The sequence below is a fragment of the Paenibacillus sp. LX16 genome (assembly GCF_036252815.1).
Classification (GTDB): Bacteria; Bacillota; Bacilli; order Paenibacillales; family Paenibacillaceae; genus Paenibacillus; species Paenibacillus polymyxa_B.
Map to the genome: position 1 here is coordinate 5,185,560 of NZ_CP141152.1, position 19,720 is coordinate 5,205,279.

The window sequence follows — 19,720 nt, forward strand, 5'->3', positions numbered from 1 at the left end:
TACAGACTCTAGTGATGCAAAAAGCGCAGGTTTCGGACTAATTCAGCCTTGTAACCTACGCTTTTTCTCATGAAGTTAATTATAATTCGTCTCATTTAGGCTGTTTCACTATAAAAAACTGCCTTTGAGATAACCCTTTTTATTGTTCATCTTTTGAGTGGAATTGTAACCCTGTTATCGATTAAGAACGCTAACCAGTTCCTCTCTGTGGTTTGAGTAATTCATCCGTTACTTTACTTATTACCTTAGCAAATCAATAAGCTCGCTCCCCAATCCTTTTCATCAGGATAAAGAGAATCTAGTAATGTCATGGCTATTCCCGAAACACCGTCAAGTAAACCTACATAATTTAAATTCTTAGTAGAATTAGAATCCCTATATAAATCATAAAAACCAAATGCCGATTCTTCATCAAACATTTTAACGACCGTTCGGAGCAAGCTTTGATAGTTTTCTTGCAATTCAGGATCGTGTGTGTCCCGATACATATGATAGGTAATTTTCAATAATCCTGAATATCCGTGGCATACCGTTGGTGAATAAATATTCCACTCTTCGATAGATCTTTTGTATATCGATTTAAATGCTTTTACAGCTAATACCTCCAAGCTTCTATCCCCGATGGATCTACCTGCTAAAAATAGACTCCTCGCAACACCTGCCGAACCATAACACCAAGCATCCCGATGCTTTTTAGAGTATAATTGATCGTTTGTAAATTCTTCGTAGCTTATAATTAAGGGCCACTGTATTCTATCTGTTTGTTCCAATTTCCATTTTGTTATCCAGTCACAGTATCGTTGAATTGCCTCTATTTGACCAGGTACCTTTATATTTTGAAGCAACGCTATAGATAATAATGCCAAGGGGCCAGGAACTCCATGAGCTAAACCCATATTAAAATATCCAAATGGATATTCATCCTTTTCATGTGAAAGTAAATATTTATTTGAAATATACCAATTCGGAACCTCTTGTTTATCGTTGATAATCCTATCTTTACTTAGAAGAACAAGATACTCAAGAACACCAATAAGGAGCTCCCTAATTTCAGGTATATCAGAGAACAGTAACAGATACCTTCCTATGCCACTCCATCCGGAAATTACATCATAATCATTAATTGACGTACCTGATTCCAGCCTACTTTTTGCATTCAGTAGATCAGCACTACCATGACGCAATATCAAAGTGTTAATTTGGTTGATAAATCTCCTGTATTTTATACCATTGTCAGATAATAGATACGCGGCAAACCCAACACCAGATAATCCTTCCCATAGTGATAATGACGCTCCTGATTTCTTTAATGATTCACGAGTACTTAAAAGGTAGGAGTGTGCATAATCTTTTAATCTCTCATCCTTTAATACAGTACTTAGTCTCCCATACAAAATACTGATTGCTGGAAATCCAGTTGCCAGGCTTATATCATTCCAATTAAACTCCTCTTGTTTAGCTACATGATTCTGCTCAGAAGAACATATAGTCTGTACATACTGGGGGTCAGTCAACCTGGCACTTATAACACTTACAATTTTCATAATATCGTTATGCAGGCTCTTATTGTTTTGTACTACTGTCATCAACGTTCAACTCCTTTGAAATACATTTTTTCTTGTGCTTTATTGATTCATTAAAATGATATAAAGAATGATTTAACAACGACATTATCTTTCTTTCCATTTTCCTATTCGTACCTATAAGACGGTTTAAATGCATATGAATGAGGCTACCTAGAATATTGGAAAATGTATTCGTTAAATCCTTTTCATGTTCAAGTGCCTTTTTATATTCATTTATTATTTTTTTTCGCTCTTGAAACTTAGATAATAAGTAGTCCCCGTATTCCAAATTTCTAAGTGAGGACCAATTGTCCGAAACATCGCACAAAATTATATAAAAAGTGCGATCCTTCATAAAATCTTTCACATGCTCCTTATGCCATTCTTCTTCATGAAACCAAGTAACTTGCCGTTCTACCGCTGGTATAAACTGATTTAAAATATCAATTACACTAATGAAACCAATAATCTCTATAGGAACATTCAACTTATTGTTATATTTTAAAGAGACCAGTTCTACTGTAATCTTCGAATCAACAGCAAAAAAACGCTCCGCTATACTAATTAAACGTTTACCACCGTATCGCTCAATTTCCGGCTCATATGAATCAAATATTATTTTACTTAGTAGACCTTCAGTCTTTAGGCGTCTAGCCCACATATGAATAGCAGGGATTAGTTGTTTACAAACAACGGATTCCTCACCATGAAGTCGTAACCGTATATGATGATCCGGATCTTTATACCTAACAATAAAATAACGATTTATTATTCCTTGATTCTCTACCTGCTCACAAAATGTTCTAATGTAATTGCCAATAAACTCTTCCTCTCGTTCAGACATACCATAAAGCTTTATATAAAGCCATTCACTTCCCGGTAAATATATAATGTTTGAATGCTCTCTGATTGGTCTTTGAATAAGATTCATATCTTCACACTGCTTCGGGGTCAAAGGTTCCTCTACATTTGTCCTTACTAAGGGAATAACGTACTCTGCGATAAAGCGCCCTTCTTTCCCTCTAGCCCATACGTCACTTGGTTCAAATCCACTCTCGGTTAACCATAATGATTGTGAATCACTTAATTTATGATATTTCTCAAATAGCTCTAATATAAAAAACTCATTTTTAAGATCAATTAGTGCTCTGTTATCTGAAACAGAAGTGGTAATATAAACATATCTTGGAACGCGCCACTCCCCTCTCCACTTTTCAAAACCCTCAATCCAATCCTCCTCGTTTTTACATTTTTTTAATTCATCGTTATTTTTATTAAGCGACCATTTCGCTAAAGATAAAATTATGTTTTTATATTTCACACGAGGCAGCATAGGGAATTCCGATAGGCCTCCCCACTGAAAAGGCAAAATGCTTCTGTGTCTTTCTTGTGAAATTTCCATTAAAAAACGGTATACATTGGGAGCATTATTGTAATTTAGCATGTTGGTGGAAACTGGGATTATCTCTTTATTCAACGACTGTGACTTTAAATAAAAGTAATTGTAGGTACATCCTACATATAAATCAGAAATTGAAATTTGTTTTGAAGTATCTACATTGGAATAATTAGTTCCCAACACAATTTGGTGACTACATGATTTGTTGGTAATCACTACGTTAGAATGTCTACTATTGACCGTTAAATATACAAGTTCAGCAAATATAGCATCTTTTCTGTATTCCTCTTGAATTTTATACGTGTTCGTGATCTTCTCTCTTGCAGTCTTATCTAGGATTGGTCCAAATCTTCCAAATGTTTTACCCGCACCTGCACTTCCCGAATTGGGGTTGATAATGATCTTATATTCGTTATTTTTCAAAGCTTCTTCGCTATTTGCTGCTATGGTAACATACATTTCTATAGAGGTAGGGGGCAAAAGCTCATCAGATAAAGTCTCGATTCTCTTTAATTTTTCATCCGTCAGTTCTATTTCTATTTTTCCTTCTTTAATAACATTTGTAATCCAGTTTGCCAGAACCTTCTCTCTCTCTGCATTTAGTATAGGGTGTTCTAAACTATATCTACTCTCAGGATATTTATAATCAGGCGGAGCCCCTAACCCTAAATCTTCGTCCAAAAGCTCTAAGATCGGAACCTGACAATCAATACCATATTTCTCTATAAAATCATTTCGGTACTGTGTCCAATGAGGATTACTCAAATCCGGCGACAGCCTCCATAAGATCTCTGCTGATCTAGCAATATCTTTAGAGACATTTTGGCTTAAAAAGGCTTCTTCTACTTTTGTCTCCATATCAATCTGCAAAGTTTCTTTCGTTGGAACTAATTTTCTCATTCTTATACATAGCTGATTGTACAAGGATTCCCCCTTACCTATTGGAGAATCATCATATTGTTTTATTTCTTCACTAATTTCATCCAGACCTTTTTTGATATATTCAATATTGTTTATAGGTGCTATCTGTTTTCGTAGATATTCAAAAGGCAAATCCATATTATCTATGCATAATGGTGGTCTCAAATTGCTAATTAAAAACTCCTGATTCAATAGCTTCATCAGAAATTCAGTTATTAAAGTTTCTTTGTTTTCGGGATACTCTTCTTGTATTTTCTTAACTAGATTAGCAAAAGGAATCGGAGTTTGTGCATAATCCATCACAAGCTGAACCGGCTTGGACACTTTTATCGAACTACTTTTCATTCGTTTTACATCAGGATCGTAGTGTTGTTCAATATAGTTTAAAAATGGCAATTTTATTCTTGTACCAGATAAATACAAGGATGGATTAGTCCGCACCGCCAACTGTTTTACCACATTTCCCTCTTTCTCTAAATATCTAACCAATCCCATGATCCATTCCATATCTGGACGGGATATTTTCCTGTTCTGCCTAGTATCACCCACTTCCAAGCAGCTAAGTTCCGAAAAGAGACCTATAGAAACCCCAGAAAAAATCCCATAAGGTGTAGCTCTTGAAGAAAGCCTGATTAGATAATTCACAACTGCCCGTAGCACCGTGTTCATTTTTTTAGTATTTTTATTGGTTAGGACATTATTGATAGAATTCATAAGTGAAGGGCTGGCTATGGTGATCGCTTCCCGTATAACAGGGTCTGTTAACAAAGATAAAGCCCTGTTCCTTGTCACATCATATGTAGTACTTTCACTGAATAAGTTATAGTAAAAATCAATAGGCAATAGTGGTACTCTCACCATAAAAAAATCTAATGACTGAAACATATTTATATTTGTAACTTTATCCACTATAGGATAACCTCCTCCTGAAGTAAAAGACCCTGGATGTATGAAATAATATCCAGGGTCAGATTTCCTTTAAAGTTAGCACCAACACTCACAAGTCACATGTGTACCAAGGCATCTAGAAACACTACAAGTTACAGTGCTTGTGCAAGGACTTGCCGCTTGCTTTAATGTTAGATCATTAATTTGTAAGTCCAAATCAAAGGTGTCCTCTTGTTCGAAAAAGACTAATTCTGGAGAATTCATCTTAATCCCTCCCTTCGATAAAGTTGAGAGAACCTCAAGGAGCAATCTCTCAATATATAAGACGCATCAAGAGAGAAAAAGTTTCTTTTTATTACATCATTTAAAATTTTTACCTTTTTTTCGCAAAATAGTATCTTCCCGAAACTTCTTATAGTAAGGCTATTTTTGTTGATCAATCTTTTCAATAACCTGTCTCATATAAGCCAGTACTTCATCCTTGATTTCGTTATGCTGCAGAGCATAATGAATAGTAGTTTCAATAAATCCTAATTTCTCGCCAACGTCATGGCGATTGCCGTCAAATTCGTAGGCCAGGATCGGATTCTTCTCTCCCAGTTTGGACAATGCATCCGTCAACTGAATCTCCCCGCCTACTCCCGCAGATTGTTGACCCAGGATATCAAAAATATCAGGCGTCAAGATATAACGTCCCATGATCGCCAAGTTGGAGGTTGCTTCTTCCTTCTTTGGCTTTTCTACCAATCGTTCCGCCTCAGAGATTTTGGAAGTAAGTGCATGACCTTCAACTATGCCGTAACGATGTACCTCGTTCCAATCCACTTGTTTTACACCTACAACAGAACGCTGATACTCATCGAACACGTCAATCATCTGTTTGAGACATGGATTCTCAGACTCAACGATGTCATCCCCTAAAAGGACGGCAAAAGGTTCCTCACCGATAAACTTACGTGCACACCATATGGCATGCCCCAACCCTTTAGGTTCCTTTTGACGAATATAGTGGATATCTGCCATCTCTGATGGTTTACGCACTTCATTGAGCAGGTTCCATTTTTCCTTCGCAGTCAAATTATGCTCCAGCTCAAATGAGTAGTCAAAATGATCCTCAATCGCCCTTTTGCCTTTACCAGTAACGATAATGATATCCTCTATACCAGATGCAACAGCCTCTTCAATAATATATTGAATTGTTGGTTTGTCTACAATGGGAAGCATCTCTTTAGGCATCGCTTTCGTAGCAGGAAGGAACCGGGTTCCTAATCCCGCAGCAGGAATAATCGCTTTACGGATTTTCATAGGTTAAACTCCTTTGTCGTCAATATAACGGATGGAAATACTGTCTATGATTATAACAGGTAGATGGATAAATTTAATAGGTTAAAGAAGAAGACATCTTCCCTTAAAGAGAACATGTCTTCAATCTCTACTTACTATATGATTATATTATGCTTCTAAAATCTATTTGGCTCCTGAACAAATATACAGTTGTTTACTTCACCAGTTGCCCACGTGTAACCCCTAACTGATTCGTCGCTTTCAGCGTCTTCCATACTTGTGTTCCGCTGATTTCTCCGCGTAAGGCACGGTAATAGAGATCAATAACCTCATGCACTTGCTCCGGTGTCTCCTCCAAAAATTCCACGCGGTAACGGGACACGCCCAGCTCCAGGAAGTTGGACAGGTATTCCGCGCCGGATTGCTCAATCGCGTTGTACACCGTGTTGCGGCAACCTTCGTCCACACGAACTGGATGAGACATACCAATTCGGTCACGCAGGGATGCGCGGTGGTCCTCACACGGACGTCCACAGTTGGTGTAGTCAGTGCCTTCACTCATGAAGGTACAGTATACGCAATGTTCAGTATGGAACATTGGCATATGCTGCTGGATCACGATCTCCAGCTTATCAGTACGTGTACGTCTGAGCATATCGACCATTTGCTGAATGTTCAGATCGTACGAAGGCGTAACCATGTCGCAGCCGGAATCCAGGAACAGATCAGCCGCTTTGTGGTTGGCTATGTTCAGCGAGAAGTCACCAATCAATTGCGGGTGATGTGCGTCCGGGTTCTCCAACCGATATCGCAGGTAGAAATACAATGCCCCTGGATTACGTACCAGCACAGCATCCGGCTTTAGGCGCAGGATGTTGTTGTGGTAGCCATTTTCACCCGGCATGTGAATACGCGGGGTCGCCAGCGCAATTCGGCGGCCTGCAGCGTGCACAGCCTCAACGGCTGCCGGGAATTGCTTGATGAACTCGAAGTCGGCGTAGATGAACTCCACGCCGGCCTCGAGCGCAGCCTCCACCTGAGGGAGGCTGCGACACAACGCGGTCAGCTCTGCCTGACCGCGTGCCACAGACGATGCCGGAGTCGATGCATCGTCATACACCTCGACCGCCCGCTTCGTGTACACTGGCGGTTTGGGGCGCTCGCCCGCGAGCAGTTCCACCGCCTGACGGCGGATACCGTTCAGCTCGCGCATCGGCACGATGACGTCCCCATGCAGATGGACGTCCAGCTCTTCCAGCTGGAACACCGTTCCGCCCAGTCGGCCGAACTGCTCTTCGAGCAGCTCGTGCGTCATCGGACGCTTCTGGGCAATTTCAAGTTCCAGCTCAGAGTCCACGCGGACCGTTGTGCCCTTCTGCACGTCGGTCCACCATGTCGACAGCGGTTGCCCTGGGGAGCCGCTGACCCGTACATGTACCGGGAAGACCCGGTACGGCTTGTCGGTGTCGTACGACTGGCGCAGACGTTTGTCCAGCGCCGGGTCGTTGGTCTTCCAAATGCGGTCGCCCACGTGCACACGGCGCAGGTCGACATCGTTGCGTCCCGCTACGATGTCAATGATCCAGCCTTCTCCGGCTTCGCCTTCAATCTTCACGCCCTTGCGACGGATATCGTATACGCGTCCGCCTTCTTCTTTTTGCGTGGGATCTCCCGCATCGAATACAATACCATCGCCACGCTTCAGCGGGGCATCAATACGGCACACTACGCCATCACGAAGAATTTGTTCCACTCGGCCCAGATACACACCCCGGCTTTTCGGGAACGTACCGTCAACCAGCTTCTTGTTGTTGGTTCCTTCGAGAAAACCGTGCGTAAAGCCGCGTGAAAAGCTCTGTTGCAGCTCGCGGATATCTTCTTTGCTGGTCTTGGACGTATCGCCATCAAAATACTTATCAATGGCCTTGCGATACTTGCTGACTACATTCGCCACATATTCAGGTGTTTTCAGTCGCCCTTCAATTTTAAAAGAAACCACACCCGCGTCGATCAGTTCAGGCATCAAGTCAATCGCCGCTAGATCTTTAGGTGACAGCAGATACGTCACATCTGCCATTGGTTTTTGCTCTCCATCCACCATCAGATCGTAAGGCAAACGACATGCCTGTGCACACTCACCACGGTTAGCAGAGCGGCCGCCCCACATTTCTGAAGTCAGGCATTGGCCAGAATAAGATACGCATAACGCTCCATGTACGAATACCTCCATTGGAAGTCTCGCCTGATCGCCTATTTTTTGGATCTGTTTCAGGTTGTTTTCGCGTCCAAGCACGACCCGTTCCATATTGTACGGCTTTGTAAACTCTACCGCTTCCGGCGAGGTGATCGTCATTTGGGTAGAACCATGGATGGGAAAATCCGGTGAAATGTCGCGGATCATTTTCACTAAGCCCATATCTTGGACAATTAAGGCATCGACTCCGGCATCAATACAGGCATCGACCAGCTCCTTAGCGTCCTCCAACTCGTTTTCAAATACCAATATATTGAATGTTAAAAAACCTTTAACCCCATAGCTATGCAAAAACGCCATAATTTCAGGCAGTTCCTCCATGCGAAAATTGTTCGCCCGTGCTCGTGCGTTGAACTTTTCCACCCCGAAAAAGATCGCATCAGCCCCGTTTGCCACCGCCGCACGCATACAATCCCAATCACCTGCTGGTGCAAGAAGCTCGACATCTTCTCTTCGTACTGCTGATTTCATTATTGCCCTCCCCATATGCTGAAAACGAATGATCCCCCGGGGGAGAATCGTTGTTTTCAGGGCAGCTATGCTGCTTACTTGGTAATCTCATGGATGTTTGTTCCATAGACTCATTCCAAAGCTGATCATGTTTAGTCAGGGGAATGGAAGCCTACTAAGAATCATATTTAAAATCCTATCCGTCTCTATCATCTTGTCCGATCATCCACACACTGAACCATCGGTTCCTCGCGTGAATTACATCCAACTCAAAAAATCCGCATCACAAACATCTGCGGCAGAATCATTCTTATCTTGTAACTAATCTAGTGTACCAGACTGTGACCTAAGCTTCTACACTTTCCAAGCGATTCCTTTAAAAAATAATACTAAAAACACCTCCAATCCCGTCAAGCGGTGCTTTGGAGGTGAGTCATCCTATCATTAACTAGGCAAACCTATACTTCGCAAGCATTTCTCCCCAGGGTGATATTCCCTTCTCCCTGAAGCCTGATTTACTATATAGCTTTCTAGCTAGTTCATTGTCTGGTTTATACCCAATCATGATAACATCCGTCCTATCACTGGCTTTCCTTATTTCGTCGATAACCAGCAACATCGCATTGTAGCCATAACCTTGACCTTGAAATCTTTCGTCAATCATAAATCGGTAAACCCAGTAATTTCCGTCATCCGGGTCTAAGCCATACATTGTAAAACCAATTAATTCGTCATCATTATAAATTGCTTTAGATAAAAATCCATCTAAAAACTGACACTCCGCAATTGAAAAAAGGTTAGATACCATAAATCTTTTTTGCTCAGGTGTCGGTTTAAGTTCGGCACATGCTTCCCAATTATGTTTGTCGACTGCTTTTAGCGTAATCATTTTGGATTCCTCCTATACGGGGAAATCCGTATAGACTTCCCTAGTGCTTACTTCACTCATTATAAGATTGGTGGTATTTGGCGGGCGCCAGTGAAGCGGGCCATTTGAATCCGAAGAAGCGTCAGCGCTCGTAGGCTCAAATGGCACGCGTAGCGCTTCCCCCACAACCTCGCTAATCTTTTACCTACACCTTCTACTTCACAAAATTAAACGAATTTAACGTCGAATCCAGTGCGTTAGATTGTACAGCCGTGTTGTTCGCATCATTTAACGTGGTTGTCACGGTATACGTTTTTCCATCACGTTCTAAAACCAATTGGTGGCCTGTATAGCCAATGCCTTCTTCTATGCGGTGGAATGTAAAGGACACTGCCGGGACACCAGCAAACGTTACGTCCTTAACTTCCTCAACTTTGAGGTTTTTGTAGTTCTTTGCTTGCTTATCGTAGAAGTCCTTGAGCTGGGATACCGTTAGTTCAAATGATTGGTCGTTGTCGATTTTGATGGAAAAACGTCCACCAGTAAACTGGTACTCTACATCGCCCAATTCAAATTGATCACTAATCGCGGTCCAATATCGTGGGATATTCACCGTATATTCATAGGCTTTTGACGTCTTTTTGACCGTTTTCGTTTTGTCCGTCAAATAGTCGTCTTCTTCCAACTGTCCAAAGTTACTTGCTACGGTTTGAAAATCGATTTGAAGCGAGGAGATGAGCGCGTTGAACTGATCATTTCCTTTGCTTACTTTTTCAGGCACTGCGTATTCAGCCAAGTAGCGGTATCCATTTTGCTGAATCAGCACATTGTACTCTTTGACCCATCCATCCCCAAAATTATAGCGGTACTCCTGTACTAACCCTTGAACGCCTGCAACCTCCAGCGGATACGTCTTCTGTGCCTCATAAGCCGTAGACACAAATGAATCGCTCAGCCATTTTTGCAGTTGCTGCCCCCAGTTCTCCAACTTTCCATCCGCTGGAGCCGAGGTTATTTTCATGCGGAAGCTCGATCCATCATTACTTTCATATTGCATCCGTTGATCGTCCATTTTCCAGCCTGCGGGTATGCTGAGTGACACACCGTAGTCTGGATTCCCGGCCTCGCGTGTGCCTCCTACGACAGTGGACAAGTCTTTAATACTTTTATCCTGCGCATTAAAAGAGGTCTTGAAGGAATTTAAGAGTCCTGCATACTGGGCCAGATCTTTATAATTCGTTGCTTTAGCATCAGAAAAATAAACTACATACAATCGTCCGTTGTCATAGTACTGACGATTTTCCCACAATACGCCGTCCCCATCCTTCGTAATGACACGAGCATAAGGTACCTTCGCTTTCGGGAAGGATTTTCGATCGATCACAGTTTCTCCCGTTTCTTTGGCTGCCTGCACTAATTGTTGCAACAGATCGTCCGCATTCAGTGGAACCGGCTGTGACGCTGTGTGCACCTCCATATAGTAGGCACTGTTCTCATCCATAAAAGTGGAGATACTCTCATCTCCACCTCCCTGACCGATGACGAGACCTGTTGGATAGTTCATAGACCAGCCATAGTAACTGTTCCCGATCTGCGTCTTGCCCTCATCATTATCAATGTTCGGTGTCTCTTCAGCTACCGTGCCCGCCTCTTCTTGTGCTTCCATCCGAATAATGATTCCGGCGCCGCTCTTCTCCAACTTACCGCCAAGCCCTTCTGCTACTTGACGCAGAGGCACCATGAGAATACCTGATGACATTTCCGGTGGAGCTGGAAGTGTCACCTTGTGACCTCTCACCCAAGCAGTACGGCTACCAATGGTCAGCGATACAACATGAGTTCCGCTAGTGATTTTAACCACATTATCTTCAGCCAATCGAATTTTGCTGTTAAATGCCTTTTTAAAAATACCAGCTGGAACCATCAGTGCACCACTTTTTGAATATGGCTTCGTAATATTGGCATTTTGGCCGTTCACGATGGCTGTATTGCTGCCGCTTTGCAACCGCAATTCCAACATGGTTTTATCTTGATCTGCTGCAACTGCTGGCAAAGCGGAAAGCAGAAGGGACAATGCGACAGCGCCGACCCCCAGCTTACGCATCATTTTTCTTTGAATATGCTTCACAGTAAATCTCCCTTTAGCTTTATTTTGTAGATTCAAGAGCCGTTATTGTTCACTTTCCAGTAGTTGCTCCTTGAGCTGGCTCCGATGTTTCCTTAGGAAGCGCTACGCCGCCATCTTCAGCGGCCTCCGAACCGTTCGAATCTTCACCATCTTCTCCAGACTGAATGGACTCATAGATTTCACCATTATCCTGGGTCAGTACTAGCTTGCGCTTCACAATATCACCGTCCGACTGCATTAGTACACTCACCGTTTGACCTGGTTGATAGTTTTTAAGCAGCTCATTGACATCAATGGCCGAAGCCACACGCTTACCGTTAATGCTGTACAGCTCATCGCCTTCCTTGATTTTGGCCTGAATGGCATTGGCTGAGGTAATTTTCGTAACTTTCAGAGGGTCCTCGGTAGGTAATCCAACGATAGCTGACCAGCTCTCTTCCAGCCCTAGACCAAGACTGGCGCGCCGAACCTCTCCGTATTTGAAAAATTGGCCGATGACATATTTCACCGTATCCGCCGGAATCGAAAAGCCCATATTTTCAATGCCGACCGCCGAGAATTTCATCGTATTGATCCCAATGACCTCACCCTTGAGATTGACTAGCGGACCGCCGCTGTTACCAGGATTGATCGCGGTATCACTTTGGATCAAACGATAAGCAGCGTTGACACCACGGTTCAGCCCGCTAACAACACCTGAGGTTGCCGAATTACGAAGTGAAAAGGATATAGGCGTACCAATAGCCACTACCTGCTCACCTACCTGTAGACTGTTCGTTGAAGCTGCCAAGGTAGCGGGTTTGAGACCGCTTGCCTTGATTTTGACTAATGCCAAGTCACTGATCGGATCGCTGTAGCTGTCGGTGATTCCGTAAGATTTTCCGTCCGAGGTTACGACCACGGCATCACCTAATCCTTCGATAACATGCGCATTCGTCACAATCCATCCATCGGTACGAATGATGACACCCGTGCCGTGAGCCAGATTGTATCGATCTCCTCCCGCTACGGTCTCTCCCGTAGCTGAACGGCCTATGATACCGACCACAGAAGGAGATACATTTTTAACCACCTGCGGCACACGATCGGCCGATAACGTATATGTACCATTTGCGCTGTTATATGCGCCGCTGGTTCCTAATGCTTTATTCATATCGCTTACGTTAACATAGACCCCGCCATTAATGACTTTGGCCTTTAACGCAGTTCCACTGCTGGCTGCACCTGCCGTTCCAGAAATACATAGAGCGCTGCCCAAAGCCAGAACAACTGCCCTTTTCCCCATCTTACGCATATACTCACCATTTCCTCTCTTACATGACCCTGTTCTATCAGTTAGTCCAAATCTACCATAGAGGGGACACGTATACAATCGCTTTAAGCCCTATCTTTTTCTAAAAGGCGACGTTTGCTACATCCCTGTCCTCTCATGCTATTTATATTATAAATTTTCCAAATCCTTATATCAAAAAAATAAGCAAAAACGATAAATAATCGTTATACCGTTTAGGTCATTCCTTCGTTTACGGGCATAACCAACTATGATACCATCACATTATATCTTAGTTTTATTGTCGGAAATAAAGAATAAAATCATGAGTCCTCTATCCAAAACACTAAAGTATAAATAAGCACCTACAGGAGGTTAAAAGAATGGCCTACGAACCAATCTGGAACGCTCATCCCGATAAGCTTAACAAATTCGAGTTAGTCAAGCTGGAAAAGGACGGTCTCGACGTTATCCGTACCATTATCGAAAACTATGCCAACGAAGGCTATGACTCGATCTCTGCGGACGATATGGACCGTTTCAAATGGGCTGGGGTATATCAGCAAAAGCCCAAGGATGGTCATTTCATGATGCGGGTCCGCATCAACACAGGGATCATGACTTCAGCACAGGCACATGCATTGGCGGACATATCCGCGCTATATGGACGCGGTCTTGTGGATGTCACCACTCGCCAGGCGATTCAATTTCACTGGCTGACGGTCGAAAGCTTGCCCGATATTTTCGAAAGACTGGAAAAAGTCAATTTGTATTCCTTTGAAGCCTGTGGAGACTGCCCGCGTACCATTGTCGGTAATCCGCTGGCTGGCATCGATCCCAATGAATTGGTGGATACCCAGGAGATTGTAGATGAAGTAAACCGCTTTTTCTTATTAAATCGAGACTTCTCCAATCTGCCGCGTAAGTACAAAATGTCTATCTCCGGTAATACGTACAACAATGCACAGGCTGAAATTAACGACCTGTCCTTCACTCCGGCCACCAAGATCCTCGACGGAAAAGAAGTGATCGGCTTCCATGTGATGGTTGGTGGAGGTTTGTCCGCCAAGCCGCATATGGCACAGTCTCTGGATTTGTTTGTTCGTCCTGAGGAAGTACTGAAGGTTGCTATTGCTGTCACCACCATTTTCCGTGATTACGGCTATCGGGAAAAGCGGCACCATGCCCGCTTAAAATTCCTCGTTGCCGATTGGGGCCCGGACAAATTTCTGGCTAAGCTCACCGAGTACATCGGTGAAATGCCCGGACGAGGCGTGGACAAAACGATTGGCTGGCAAGCCGCCTATTTTGACGGTGTGCACCCTCAAGCCCAAAAAGGCCTGAACTATATCGGTCTGAACGTGCCTGTCGGTCGCCTTAGTGCTGACGAGTTGCATGAACTGGCCGACCTGGCTGACCGCTATGGCGATGGTCAGATTCGTACCACGATGTCGCAAAATATTTTGCTAAGCGGCGTGCCGGATGAGCAAGTGGATGAACTACTGGAAGCCCCCGTGCTGCAACGCCTGACACCACGACCCAAGCATTTTATGAGCCGTACGGTATCGTGCACAGGAAATGAGTTTTGCAATCTGGCGATTGTAGAAACCAAAAAACGGGCGGTTGACGTTGCCGAGTATTTGGATCAGCACGTACAATTGGATGAAAAGGTGCGCATTCATTTTATCGGTTGCCCGAATTCCTGCGGTCAAAAGCATATTGCGGACATTGGTCTGCAAGGCTCGCTTATTAAGACACCGGAGGGCTTGGTCGACGCGTTCGACATCGCTGTCGGCGGAACGCTTGGAGCAGGCGCCCAGTTTAACAAGGCGCTCAAAGGTCGCGTACGCGGGGATCAGGTTGGACCTGTACTGGCAGAGCTCATTCTGTTCTACAAAGAAAACAGGAGCGCTGGCGAAAGCTTTTACGCATATGTACAGCGTGTAGGTATTCCGACTTTCCAGGAAAAGCTGTCTGCTATTTTACAGTCCAGCCACGTTGCATCCTAAATATAGAGTCTATTAACAGCCTGCTTGTATCACATATACAAGCAGGCTGTTTCTTATCGTCATACTGCCCCTCAATATCGTTTCCCTCACTTTCACGAAAAAAAGACACCGGATTACTCCGGTATCAATATTTTCGCAAAATCCAGTACTGTTGGCTTATGAGCACCTGTTGTAGATGTCACCACCGCGTAGCCTGAAGGTATCTTGTATATCAATCCCGTATCGTATCGGATGCCGAAGGAATTATCCTCCTTATAATGAGTCCTCGTTTCCCACACCTTCGTACCGTTTCCTTTCAAGCCTGTAATGGTGATGCCATGCATCTTCGTGGTTTTACCCAGTGGATCATATTGATCACTGAACTGGACATACAACTGCTCCTCAGGCAGATACACCCGGTCAGCCCCATAGTCCTCTGTATTACTAAATAATTGCAGACCATTACTTAGCACCTGTGTACGCTTGCTGTTTCCTTTAAGCCCTGTTACAGCAATATGACCGCTCGGCAACTCACGTACTGCGGCAATTTCTTTACCTGATCCTAAGTCCAAATGAATGTCACGGATATCGCGACCATATACATCTGCTTGTACCCCAACGGGACCATCTGAGCTGTTCAAAAGCGCATAATATCCATTGTGACTGCCGACCAGCCAACCCGAGGTCACTCCGGCCGTCGTTCGATTCCATTGTAGATCGCCAGTTTCAGTATATTTGAGTACAGTGAAGGACTGTTCCGCAAGGTTCAGATAGGAGACCAGGAAACTGCCATCCTCCAGTGTTTCCAAACCAACCTGAGAATCCTGCCCATGAGATATCAAGCCATCTGTGGGTAATGTTTTGGACCACAAGGTGTTTCCATCCACGTCCAATCGTGAAGCCTGTACCTCTCGTATTCCGTTCGGTTTTGTATAGTCAATCAGAAACAGCAAGCCACCATCCGACGTCTCCCGCTGGACTCCCCTGCTGCTTGTTCCGGGTTGTACGTTCAGGTCCTGCTGATGTTTCCATACAGGCTCCACAGAACTGTCCAGCTTGCCATATGTGACGTGCACTACACTTGCTTCTGTATCGTCCTCGACGTTCAGCATTAAAAACCCACCATTCGCTGCGGGTTGAATGTAATTGTGAGCGTTTCCTAAATCCTTAATACTGCCAATGGCCGCACTTGTTTCGATTTCGGCTTGTTTGGGCGCAAACGCCTCAGACACCTCGGAGGCATAGGACGGTGCAGCACTATACCCCATCAAACATGCCGCCAAAGCAGCTCCTGCTGCCCATGAATACACACGTGTACGTAAAACTCTACTTTGCTTAACCTTCAAGCGTTCCAGCTCCCTTCATGACTTCCTCAGAGATGTTGTATAAACCTTAGATGTGATAAAACTACAGACGGTTTCGCTTCAACTTGTAATGGTTGTCACGTGGGCACGGAACTTCGTATGATGCTATACAATCATGAGTTATATATTTACCTCTTCAAGCCCGAGCCTAAACATCCAAAACTCCAAAATTTAGAGACTACTCAGAGACTTTCTGTCGATGAATATACGTATAGATTTATTATTCCAGCGCTTGGTAAACTATGTGTCACATGCTTTAACGCAGGAATTTGATAAAAGTTTTCTTTTTTTACAAAAAAAATAAAACCCTGCCAAGACGAAGGCCAATACAGTAGTTCGTATTCTGCCTTCCTGCCTGTGCAGGGCTTTTAAAACTATATTAAACGGTATCTATAGATCGACTGTCTGAAGCGCTTGGCTACGCTCTGTATCCCGTTCAAGGATCGGCTTTAAGTAACGACCTGTATAGGATTCCTCGACTTTCACGAGTTGCTCTGGCGTCCCGGTAGCCAAGATCGTTCCACCGCCACTTCCGCCTTCCGGTCCCAAATCAATCAGATAATCGGCCGTTTTAATCACATCCAAATTATGCTCAATAACCAGCACCGTCTCTCCTGAATCAACCAAACGATGCAGCACCGTCAATAATCGGTCAATATCGTGAACATGCAGACCGGTTGTCGGCTCGTCCAAAATATAAATGGTTTTGCCTGTGCTACGACGATACAATTCGGAGGCCAGCTTCACGCGCTGTGCTTCACCGCCAGACAAGGTAGTCGCAGGCTGACCCAGCTTGATATACCCCAATCCTACATCCATCAGCGTCTGGATCTTGCGATGAATCTTCGGAATATTTTCAAAAAACTCCGTTGCATCCTCAACCGTCATCTCCAGCACATCGGCAATACTTTTTCCTTTGTATTTAACCTCCAAGGTCTCCCGGTTATAACGCTTGCCTTTGCACACTTCGCATGGAACATACACATCCGGCAGAAAATGCATTTCAATCTTGATGATGCCGTCGCCTCTACAAGCTTCACAACGACCTCCCTTAACGTTAAAGCTAAAGCGGCCTTTCTTGTAGCCTCGTACTTTGGCCTCGTTCGTCTGCGAGAATAAGTCACGGATATCATCAAATACACCAGTATACGTTGCAGGATTGGAACGCGGTGTACGGCCAATTGGCGATTGATCGATCTCAACAACCTTTTCGATATGTTCTAGTCCGCGAATTTCTTTATGCTGCCCTGGACGTACTCTCGCCCGGTTTAGATCACGCGCCAACGTTTTGTACAAAATTTCGTTGACCAGTGTCGATTTTCCAGAGCCGGATACACCAGTAACAGCTGAGAAAACACCCAACGGAATTTTGACATTCACATTTTTGAGATTGTTTTCCTTGGCTCCGCGAATCTCCAGCCACTTATCAACAGGCTTGCGCCGCTCGGTATTAACCGGAATGAACTTGCGTCCGCTCAAATACTGCCCGGTTAAGGAATTCGGGTCTTCCATAACTTCCTGCGGAGTCCCCTGCGACATGATCATCCCACCATGGATTCCAGCTCCTGGCCCGATATCAATGATATAGTCCGCTGCCATCATTGTATCTTCGTCATGCTCCACCACAATCAACGTATTGCCGAGATTCCGCATATGCTCCAAAGCACTTATCAGACGGTCATTATCTCGCTGATGCAGACCGATACTAGGCTCGTCCAAAATATAAAGCACACCCATCAGACTGGACCCGATCTGTGTCGCCAGTCGGATACGCTGTGCCTCACCGCCTGACAACGTGCCTGCCGCACGGCTTAAAGTCAGGTATTCCAGACCAACGTTAACGAGGAATCCCAGTCGGCTGTTAATTTCTTTTAAAATGAGATTGGCAATCGACTTCTCCTTCTCACTCAGCTCCAGTGTATGGAAAAAGTTTGAGGCTTCACCGATAGACAAAGCTGTCACATAAGCTATATTACGCTCTTGAATGGTTACCGACAGACTTTCTTTTTTCAGTCGGTGTCCCTTACAGGTGTTACATGGCTTTGCACTCATAAAGCCTTCAATAAATTCACGTATACCTTCAGAAGCCGTATCACGATAACGACGCTCCAGATTGGGGATAATCCCCTCAAAGGTCACATAGGCTTCCTTACGTTGACCAAAATCATTCTCATAGCGGAAACGGATCTTCTGCTCTCCCGTTCCATGTAAAATGAGGTTCATTTGTTCTGTCGTCAATTGACTAACAGGAATGTCCTGCGGAATACCGTAGTGCTCGCATACTGACTGTAAAAATTGAGGATAATAAGTGGAAGTTCCACCACTCCAAGCCTGAAACGCCCCATCCTCCACACTTTTTTCAGGATCGGGAATGAGCAGATCAGGGTCAACTACCATTTTAACTCCTAACCCATCACAATCTGGACAAGCGCCAAACGGACTATTAAAGGAAAACATTCTTGGAGACAGTTCATCTATGCTGAATCCACAAATAGGACATGCAAAGTTGGAGCTAAACCGCAACTCCTCTTGCCCCATAATGTCTACAAGCAACTGCCCACCTGAAAGATTCAGTGCCGTCTCAATAGAGTCAGACAGACGCGCACGCACATCTTCCTTGACTACGATGCGGTCTACGACCACTTCAATCGAGTGCTTCTTGTTCTTTTCCAGCTCAATCTTCTCAGACAATTCACGTAGTTCGCCATTCACACGTACCCGTACAAAGCCCTGCTTGGCTATATCAGTGAACAGTGTTTTATGCTCACCTTTGCGGCCGGATACCAATGGAGCCAGAATCTGAAGTCTTGTCTTTTCAGGATACTGCAAAATGCGGTCTACCATCTGTTCAACGGTCTGTGAAGTGATTTCAATGCCATGTTCAGGACAATGAGGATGACCCACCCGAGCAAACAGCAACCGCAGGTAGTCATAGATCTCGGTAACCGTTCCAACAGTAGAACGCGGATTCCGACTTGTTGTTTTTTGGTCAATGGAAATGGCAGGAGACAGACCGTCAATCGAATCAACGTCTGGTTTCTCCATTTGCCCGAGGAATTGACGGGCATACGCAGATAAAGATTCCACATACCGCCGTTGCCCTTCCGCATAGATCGTATCGAAAGCCAGTGACGATTTACCTGAGCCACTTAGCCCTGTCAGGACGACGAACTTGTCCCGTGGAATTGTCACGTCAATATTTTTGAGATTATGCGCGCGTGCGCCTTTGATGATGATGCTTTCATTCGCCAAATGTTTCATCTCCTTAGCCGTAGTTCACGTCATGCTATATCGCATTGGATTATCCCATGGAAGTGATATATCGCAAAGAGAACGACCAC

The 19,720-nt window shown here is 44.2% G+C and carries 11 protein-coding genes; 1 reads left to right on the top strand and 10 read right to left on the bottom strand.

Translation table 11 applies throughout. The features are described 5' to 3' along the window. Positions 1 to 245 precede the first annotated feature (245 nt). The 8 genes from T3H97_RS23320 to T3H97_RS23350 all read right to left on the bottom strand — a co-directional run bounded on the left by T3H97_RS23320 (position 246) and on the right by T3H97_RS23350 (position 13,051). Positions 246 to 1,586: a lanthionine synthetase C family protein gene (locus T3H97_RS23320; protein ID WP_328800993.1), complete on the bottom strand. Its 1,341-nt coding sequence runs from the start codon at positions 1,584 to 1,586 to the stop codon at positions 246 to 248. Further along, on the bottom strand, positions 1,564 to 4,794 hold the full coding sequence (locus T3H97_RS23325; protein ID WP_328800994.1) for a lantibiotic dehydratase: 3,231 nt from the start codon (positions 4,792 to 4,794) through the stop codon (positions 1,564 to 1,566). Before T3H97_RS23325 ends, T3H97_RS23320 begins: the two co-directional genes overlap by 23 nt. Positions 4,795 to 4,869: 75 nt before the next feature. After that, positions 4,870 to 5,037: an FDLD family class I lanthipeptide gene (locus tag T3H97_RS26490; RefSeq protein WP_416145808.1), complete on the bottom strand. Its 168-nt coding sequence runs from the start codon at positions 5,035 to 5,037 to the stop codon at positions 4,870 to 4,872. 159 nt (positions 5,038 to 5,196) lie between these two features. Further along, complete coding sequence (galU, locus tag T3H97_RS23330) at positions 5,197 to 6,078, bottom strand: UTP--glucose-1-phosphate uridylyltransferase GalU (protein ID WP_328800995.1); 882 nt, start codon at positions 6,076 to 6,078, stop codon at positions 5,197 to 5,199. 193 nt (positions 6,079 to 6,271) lie between these two features. After that, entirely contained in the window at positions 6,272 to 8,782 is a 2,511-nt protein-coding gene (locus T3H97_RS23335) for a U32 family peptidase (protein WP_328800996.1), read from the bottom strand. A gap of 427 nt (positions 8,783 to 9,209) precedes the next feature. Beyond that, on the bottom strand, positions 9,210 to 9,650 hold the full coding sequence (locus T3H97_RS23340) for a GNAT family N-acetyltransferase (RefSeq protein ID WP_328800997.1): 441 nt from the start codon (positions 9,648 to 9,650) through the stop codon (positions 9,210 to 9,212). A gap of 193 nt (positions 9,651 to 9,843) precedes the next feature. Next, the gene (locus T3H97_RS23345; protein WP_328800998.1) at positions 9,844 to 11,757 is read right to left on the bottom strand and encodes a stalk domain-containing protein; all 1,914 of its coding nucleotides are present in this window, start codon (positions 11,755 to 11,757) and stop codon (positions 9,844 to 9,846) included. Between the two features lie 49 nt (positions 11,758 to 11,806). Beyond that, positions 11,807 to 13,051, bottom strand: a complete 1,245-nt coding sequence (locus T3H97_RS23350; protein ID WP_328800999.1) for a S1C family serine protease — start codon at positions 13,049 to 13,051, stop codon at positions 11,807 to 11,809. 359 nt (positions 13,052 to 13,410) lie between these two features. On the opposite strand from T3H97_RS23350, the gene T3H97_RS23355 reads away from it, so the two are divergent. Beyond that, positions 13,411 to 15,036 carry a nitrite/sulfite reductase gene (locus T3H97_RS23355; RefSeq protein WP_328801000.1) on the top strand — a complete coding sequence of 542 codons (1,626 nt, stop codon included), beginning with the start codon at positions 13,411 to 13,413 and terminating at the stop codon, positions 15,034 to 15,036. A 113-nt stretch (positions 15,037 to 15,149) separates the two neighbouring features. Here the strand turns inward: T3H97_RS23355 and T3H97_RS23360 are convergent, their stop codons facing one another. Together T3H97_RS23360 and uvrA are read right to left on the bottom strand one after the other, a co-directional pair. Continuing rightward, positions 15,150 to 16,361, bottom strand: a complete 1,212-nt coding sequence (locus T3H97_RS23360) for a hypothetical protein (protein ID WP_328801001.1) — start codon at positions 16,359 to 16,361, stop codon at positions 15,150 to 15,152. A 408-nt stretch (positions 16,362 to 16,769) separates the two neighbouring features. Next, positions 16,770 to 19,631: an excinuclease ABC subunit UvrA gene (gene uvrA, locus T3H97_RS23365; protein ID WP_328801002.1), complete on the bottom strand. Its 2,862-nt coding sequence runs from the start codon at positions 19,629 to 19,631 to the stop codon at positions 16,770 to 16,772. Between the last annotated feature and the right edge of the window lie 89 nt (positions 19,632 to 19,720).